The sequence below is a fragment of the Streptomyces sp. NRRL S-495 genome (genome assembly GCF_000966955.1).
GTDB classification, from domain to species: domain Bacteria; phylum Actinomycetota; class Actinomycetes; order Streptomycetales; family Streptomycetaceae; genus Kitasatospora; species Kitasatospora purpeofusca.
Genome location: NZ_JZWY01000848.1, coordinates 1 through 6,941, shown reverse-complemented (window position 1 = coordinate 6,941; position 6,941 = coordinate 1). Strand labels below are relative to the sequence as shown.

The window sequence follows — 6,941 nt, the reverse complement described above, 5'->3', positions numbered from 1 at the left end:
GGCTCGCGCCACGCGTCGATCGTCGACGCGGGTGCCACCAAGGTCGAGGGCGACAACGCGATCCTCTACCTGTGGTACGACAACGAGTTCGGCTACTCCTGCCAGGTCATCCGGGTCGTCCAGCACGTCTCGGGCGTCGAGTACCCGACCTACCCCGTCCCGGCGGTCTGATCCGGGCGGATCGGCTTCGGCGGGACCCCTCGTAGGGGCCCGGACATGAACAGTGGGGCGGCAACCGGTGATCCGGTTGCCGCCCCACTGGCGTTTCCGGGTGTCCGGAGGTTCGGGTGGAGCGGAAGTTGGAGGAGTGTTAACGCCCGCGTGACCTGCTGCTTCACGGAAAGGGGTGAGGTGGCCCGGAGATGACGTCCGGCCCTCGGAGCGTGGACCAATGGTCTATACCAATGCTGGTACTGTGGCTGTGGAGCTGTCAGAAACACGGCTGTGGGGGCCATATGACTGTCCGAGAAATCACGTCCATTTCATCTACTTCATCCTCTTCCTCCTCTCCTCCGACGCATCTGCCGCAACCGCCGGACGACCAGGAGCTCTACTGGTACTTCGGGCCGCAGCGGCGGTGGGTGCTGGTCGCCAGTTCGGCGGCGTTCGTCTTCACCGCCGGGACGATGTTCACGTTCGCGCTGCGGACGCCCGCGCTCTGGGTGTTCCTCGCCGTGCTGGGACTCAACGTCGTCGCGCTGGCGCTGTCCTCGGTCAACAGCCTGCGGCAGCGGCGGCTCACCCGGCAGTCCCACGAGGTGCTGGTGCACGCGTGGGCGCCGGAGGAACTGCCGACCGTCGACCTCTACCTGCCGACCTGCGGTGAGCCGCTGGACATCCTGGAGAACGCCTACCGGGCGGTGGCCGAGGTCGACTGGCCCGGTGCGCTGACCGTCTGGGTGCTCGACGACGCCGACCGGGCCGAGGTCGCCGACCTGGCGGCCGCGCACGGGTACCGGTACGTGGTGCGGCCCGACCGGGGGCACCTCAAGAAGGCCGGCAACCTCAACCACGCGCTCACGCTCAGCACCGGCGAGCTCATCGCCATCCTCGACGCGGACTTCGCGCCCCGGCCCGACTTCCTGCGCCACCTCGTCCCGTACTTCGCGGACCCGCGGATCGGCATCGTCCAGAGCCCGCAGTGCTTCGACACCGACGAGACGATGAGCTGGATCGAGCGCGCCGCCGGTGCCGCGCAGGAGTGGTTCTTCCGCTGGATCCAGCCCTCCCGGGACGCCAGTGACGCCGCCATCTGCTGCGGCAGCAACGCCGTCTACCGGCGGGTCGCGATCGACCGGGCCGGCGGGTTCGCCCGGCTCGACCACAGCGAGGACCTCTTCACCGGGCTCGGCCTGTACGCCCAGGGGTACCGGACGCTGTACGTCCCGGTGCTGGTCGCCAAGGGCACCTCGCCCGACAACCTCGCCTCGTACGTCAACCAGCAGTACCGCTGGGCGATGGGCAATCTGCACCTGCTCGGCTCGCCCGAGCTCAAGCGGATCGGCGCTCCCTGGCGGATGCGGCTCTGCTTCTACGAGGGCATCGTCGGCTACCTCGCCGCCGCCGTGAACATCTTCGTCGCGCCACTGCCGCCGCTGGTGATGATGTTCTGGTACCCGGAGCAGATCCGGCCCTGGCACGTGCTGCCGATGCTCGCGCCGCTCTGGCTATGGCACGTGCTGCTGCCCCGGGTCAGCCGCACCCGCTGGCGGATCGAGGTGATCCGCTCCAATGTGCTGATGAGCGTCGCCGCCGGGGTCGCCTTCTGGCACACCCTGCGCGGGCGCAGCGCGGCCTGGGTGCCGACCGGCGCCGCCGGGTCGGCCGGGTCGGACGCGACGGGGGCCACCGCGCCCGCGGCGCGGAGCAAGTCCCGCTCCGGCGGGATGGCGCGCAAGGTCGTGCTGGTCTCGCTGGCCTGGCTCGGCGGCTCGCTGGGGGCCGCCGCCGTCGGCCTCGGCCTGGCCGTCGCGCAGTACGGATGGGCCCCCAACTGGGGTCTCGGGCTCTACCTCGCGGTGCAGGCGCAGATCGGTCTGCCGCTGATCCGCGACCTCGTCGGCGAGGTGCGCGGCACCGCCCGCCGCGACGACGTCACAGCCGGGCCGAAGGCGCCCCGGTCCGGCATGCTGCCCCGCCGCTGGCCGGAGGGGCTGGCCGCCACCGCCACGCTCGTGCTCACCGCTCTGCTCGCGTCCGGCTGGGTCCGCCCGATGCTGCCCTGGCTGGGTTGAAAGGTCGCCACCGCCCATGTCGTCACCTCCCAAGTCGTCACCTCCCGAGTCGTCACCTCCCGAGTCCTCCTCGTCCCTACCGTCCTCCGCGCCGCCGGCCGTCGTGGCCGAGCTCGCGCCCGACGCCTTCACCATCCCCGGCCAGCGGACCGCCACCGGTCACGCCGGTCGCGGCGGCCGCTTCGGCCGCGTCCTCTCCCGGGGTTCCGATGCCCCGGGCCGGGCGCGGCACTCGGCCGGGTTCCGTCCCGACATCGAGGGCCTGCGCGCGCTCGCCGTGCTCGCCGTCCTCTCCTTCCACGCCGCCGTCCCCGGGCTGGCCGGCGGCTTCGTCGGGGTCGACGTCTTCCTCGTCGTCTCCGGCTACCTGATCACCGGCCTGCTGCTGCGCGAGGCCACCACCACCGGCCGGATCCGGCTCGGCGAGTTCTTCTCCCGCCGGGCCCGCCGGCTGCTGCCCTCGGCCGCGATCGTGCTCGGCGCGGTGGCACTGTTCGGCGCCTGGCTGACGGTGCCGCTGCGCCGGGCCGACCTGGAGTACGACGTGCTCGCGGCGGCGTTCTCGGTCGGCAACTGGCGCTTCGTCGCCCAGCAGACCGACTACCTGGCCGCCGGGCGGGACGAGAGCCCGCTGCTGCACTTCTGGTCGCTGGCCGTGGAGGAGCAGTTCTACCTGGCGTGGGGTCCGCTGCTGGCCCTCACCGCCTATCTGGTGCTGCGGGTGGTGCGGCGCGGCCGGGCGGACGGGCGCGGGCGGGCGGTGCGGCCGGTCGCGGCGGCGCTCGCCGCCGTGCTGACCGTCGGCTCCTTCGCGCTCTCGCTGCGCTGGACGCACGACTCCGTGTCGCTCGCCTACCTCGGAACTCCTTCCAGGGTCTGGCAGTTCGGGGTCGGCGCGCTGCTGGCCCTGCTGCCCTGGCACCTGCTGCGCGGGCCGCGCCCGCTGCGGGCGGCGGTCGGCTGGGGCGGTGCGGCGGCCGTGGTGTGGTGCGTGCTGGCGTACGACAGCAGCACCCCGTACCCGGGCTGGGCCGCGCTGGTGCCGACCCTGGGCACGGCGGCCGTCGTCCTGGCCGGTACGCCGGGACGGGAGGGGAGCGCGGCGTCCGGCTACGGCGTGGACCGCGTCCTCGGCCTGCGCGTCCCGCGCGCGATCGGCCGGCTCTCCTACAACCTCTACCTCTGGCACTGGCCGGTGCTGGTCCTCGTGGGCGCGAAGTTCGGCCCGCTGGACTGGCCGGTGAAGGTGGCGCTGACCGCCGCCGCGGCCCTGCCCGCCGCAGCCGTCATGCGGTGGGTCGAGCAGCCGCTGCGGCACAGCCGCACCGTCTCCGAACTCCCGCGCCGGGGGCTGTCCCTGGGGCTCGCCTCGGTGGTCATCCCGGTGGTGCTGGCGCTGGTCGTCGGCACCGGGACGCTCCGGCTGCTCGGCCCGGCGGCGCCGGTCGACCTCCAGGGGCTGCCGCCCGGTTCGTCGGACGGCACCTCGCTGCTGGTGCGCACCGCGGCCCCGGCCAAGGGCGGTCCGGCGGTGGTGCCGGACGCCGTCCAGGCGCGCAAGGACTTCCCGCCGGACGGTGAGTGCGAGGTCGACCCGGCGGCCACCACCAGCCCCGACTGCCGCTTCGGCGTGGTCGGCAGCCCGGACCGGATCGTGCTGCTCGGCGACTCGCACGCCGGCCAGTGGTTCTCCTCGCTGCTCGCCCTCGCCGCCGAACGGCGCTGGGAGCTGGAGGAGTTGGTCAAGCAGGGCTGCCCGCTGCCGGAACTCTCGGTGGTGAACCCGCAGTTGGGCCGGACCTACCGCGAGTGCGACACCTGGCGGGCGAACGCCCTGACCCGGCTGGCCGAGGGGCCCAAGCCGCGGCTGATCGTGGTCTCCACCCTCAACCGGTACACCGACGACCGCGAGTCGGTGCTCCAGGGCTGGGCGAAGACGCTCGCCCCGCTGCGTGAACTCGGCGTCCCGATCGTCTACTTGCGCGACACCCCGATTCCCGGCACGGACGTGCTGCGTCTCCGGCCACACCGACGACCCGGCGGCCTGCGAGTTCCCGCGCGACAAGGCACTCTGGGCGGACCCGCTCGCGGACGAGATCGCGGCCGGCCGGATACCGGGCGTGCGCGCGGTGTCGGTCAACGACGTCATCTGCCCCGGTAACGGCCGGAGTTGCCCGGCCGTACTGGAACGCATCCTGCTCTACCGCGACGACACGCACCTGACCAATGTCGCCGCCGTCGTGCTGACCCCGCGCCTGGAGCGGGTACTGACGGACGCGGGCGCCCTGCCGCCGCGTGCCGGTGCCGGTGCCGCCGCCCCGGCACCCGACGCGTCCGGCTGGACCCAGCTGCTGCGCGACGACTTCGACGGCCCGGCCGGCAGCCGCCCGTCCGCCGCGAACTGGCAGTACGACCTCGGCACCTGCTACCCGGGCTGCCCGGCCGCGCAGTGGGGGACCGGCGAGGTCGAGACCATGACCGATTCGACCGACAACGTCCGGCTCGACGGCCGGGGCGCGCTGGAGATCGTGCCCACCCGGGCCGCGGACGGCCGCTGGTCCTCCGGCCGGATCGAGTCCCGCCGCGCCGACCTGGCCCCGCCGCCCGGCGGTGTGCTGCGGATCGAGGCCGGGATCGCACTGCCCGACGTCACCGGTCCGGCCGCCGCCGGCTACTGGCCCGCCTTCTGGACCCTCGGCGGTGAGCTGCGCAACGGGTACACCGGCTGGCCGGCCATCGGCGAGCTGGACATCATGGAGCAGGTCAACGGCCGGGACGCGGTCTTCGGCACGATGCACTGCGGCGTGCTGGACGGCGGCCCGTGCCAGGAGCCGCGCGGCCTCGGCTCGGGAGACCAGCCCTGCGGCGCCGAGTGCCGCACCGGCTTCCACCGCTACGCGGTCGAGGTCGACCTGAAGCCGGGCGCCGAGGAGGTCCGCTGGTACCTCGACGGCCGGGAGCACCACCGGGTCACGGCCGCGCAGATGGACCGCGCGACCTGGGACCGGGCCGTCGGCCGGGGGCTGTTCCTCATCCTCAACGTCGCCGTCGGCGGCAACCTCCCGGCCGCCTTCGGCGGCTCCGTCACCCCGGCCACCGAACCGGGGCACCCGATGCGGGTGGACTACGTGTCGGTGGCCTCGAAGCGGTAGCCCGGCCCCGCCCCTCGCCGACGGACACCGGAGCAGCGGAGGCGGAAACGGAAGCGGCCCCGGGCCGGGGAGCAGTGGGCTCCCCGGCCCGGGGCCGTTCCTTCGGTCCGTGCCGTCGACCCGTGCGTCGTCAGTCCGCCGTCGGCCCGCCGCTGCCGCAGGCCGCGGTGTCGACCAGGGCCTGGAAGGTACGGCCGGTGGCCTCGGTGACGTGGTACGGGTTGATCGAGACGACGACCTGCCGCCGCCCCGCGGCGTCGCCCATCACCAGCGTGCCGTAGCCGGCGATGCCGCCGGTGAGGCCCCAGAACTCGCCGCAGGCGGTGGGGTAGCGGCTCAGCCCGAGGCCGTAGGTGATGTCCCCTCCGGTGGCGACCTGCTGCTTCATCGCGGCGAGCTCCGCCGGTCGCAGCAGCCGGCCGTCGAGCAGCGCCGCGTTGAAACGGGCGAGGTCCCGGGTGGTCGAGATGCCGGCCCCGGCCGCGCCGTACGCCGACGGGTTCTGCAGCGTGACATCGGCCGGGCCGCCGGACGGGCGCTCGACGTAGCCGTGGGCGTGCGGCCCGGGGACGACCGGCGAGGTACCGGGCATCGAGGTGCCGCGCAGGCCCAGCGGCCGGACGATCCGGCGCTCGATCTCCTCGTCCCAGCCGCGGCCGGTGACGTGTTCGATGATCATCCCGAGCAGCACGTAGTTGGTGTTGGAGTAGTGCCAGGCCGCGCCGGGGGCGCTGTACGGGGGCTGGGCGGTGGCGATCCGCACCACCTCCACCGGCCGGTAGGTGGTCCAGCGGCCGACCGTCAGCCACCGGTCCAGCGCCTCTTCGCCCTCGGTGGCGAACCTCGGGTCGTCGGTGAAGTTGTAGATCCCGCTGGTGTGGTTCAGGAGCTGGCGCACGGTGATCGCGGCGCCGTTCGGGACGAGCCCGGGCAGGTGGCGTTCGACCGGGTCGTCCAGTCCGATCCGGCGTTCGCCGACGAGTTGGAGCACCACGGTGGCGGCAAAGGTCTTGGTGACGCTGCCGATCCGGAACCGGGCGTCCTCCGGCACCGGTGCGCCGGTCGCCAGGTCCGCGACCCCCGCCGCTCCCCGCCAGGCCGTGCGGCCGTCCTTCCGGACCTCCGCCAGCACCGCCGAGGAGCCGCCCTCCCCGACCACGGCCCGCAGCGCCGCGTCCAGGGCCGCCCGGTCGGCGGCCGGAGCCACCGGTGCGGCCGGCGCGGCGGCCGAGGCGCTCGGCGCGAGCGTCGCCAGCAGCCCCGCGCCGGCCAGGACGGCGACGGCCGCGCGGCGGGCGAACCGGCGCGCCGTGCCGTGGTGCGCGGTGCGGTGGTGCGCGGTGCTGCGGTGCGGCGTGGTGGTGGTCATTCCGGGTCCCCTCCCGATGGTGGCCGGAGCGCTTCCGGCTGCTTCCAGCCTGCTCGCCGCGCGCCTGCGGAACGTCCGCCCGAGGTACCCGTCGCCTCCCCCCACGGAGCCAACCGTCCCCCTCCCCGGGGAGGAGCGGCGGCGCGAGCCGGAGGGCCTGGTCCGGCGGCGGCGCGGTGCCCGCGG

2 protein-coding genes and 2 pseudogenes are annotated in these 6,941 nt (G+C 74.2%); 3 read left to right on the top strand and 1 reads right to left on the bottom strand.

The genetic code is table 11. The annotated features are described in order from the left end of the window. From VR45_RS46260 to VR45_RS34835, 3 genes and pseudogenes are all read left to right on the top strand, one after another. Nucleotides 1-171 (top strand): annotated as a pseudogene (locus VR45_RS46260) (glyceraldehyde-3-phosphate dehydrogenase); the annotation flags it as partial. Between the two features lie 284 nt (nucleotides 172-455). After that, the gene (locus VR45_RS34840) at nucleotides 456-2,234 is read left to right on the top strand and encodes a glycosyltransferase family 2 protein (RefSeq protein WP_078897174.1); all 1,779 of its coding nucleotides are present in this window, start codon (nucleotides 456-458) and stop codon (nucleotides 2,232-2,234) included. A gap of 241 nt (nucleotides 2,235-2,475) precedes the next feature. Then, nucleotides 2,476-5,386 (top strand): annotated as a pseudogene (locus VR45_RS34835) (acyltransferase family protein); the annotation flags it as partial. Between the two features lie 130 nt (nucleotides 5,387-5,516). On the opposite strand, the gene VR45_RS34830 reads toward VR45_RS34835, so the two are convergent. Further along, on the bottom strand, nucleotides 5,517-6,755 hold the full coding sequence (locus tag VR45_RS34830) for a serine hydrolase domain-containing protein (protein ID WP_052709614.1): 1,239 nt from the start codon (nucleotides 6,753-6,755) through the stop codon (nucleotides 5,517-5,519). Between the last annotated feature and the right edge of the window lie 186 nt (nucleotides 6,756-6,941).

What these genes read in the sequence shown, in the direction of transcription:
- VR45_RS34840 (WP_078897174.1), top strand. Translation starts at nt 456, where the DNA reads ATGACTGTCCGAGAAATCACGTCCATTTCATCTACTTCATCCTCTTCC.
- VR45_RS34830 (WP_052709614.1), bottom strand. Translation starts at nt 6,755, where the DNA reads ATGACCACCACCACGCCGCACCGCAGCACCGCGCACCACCGCACCGCG.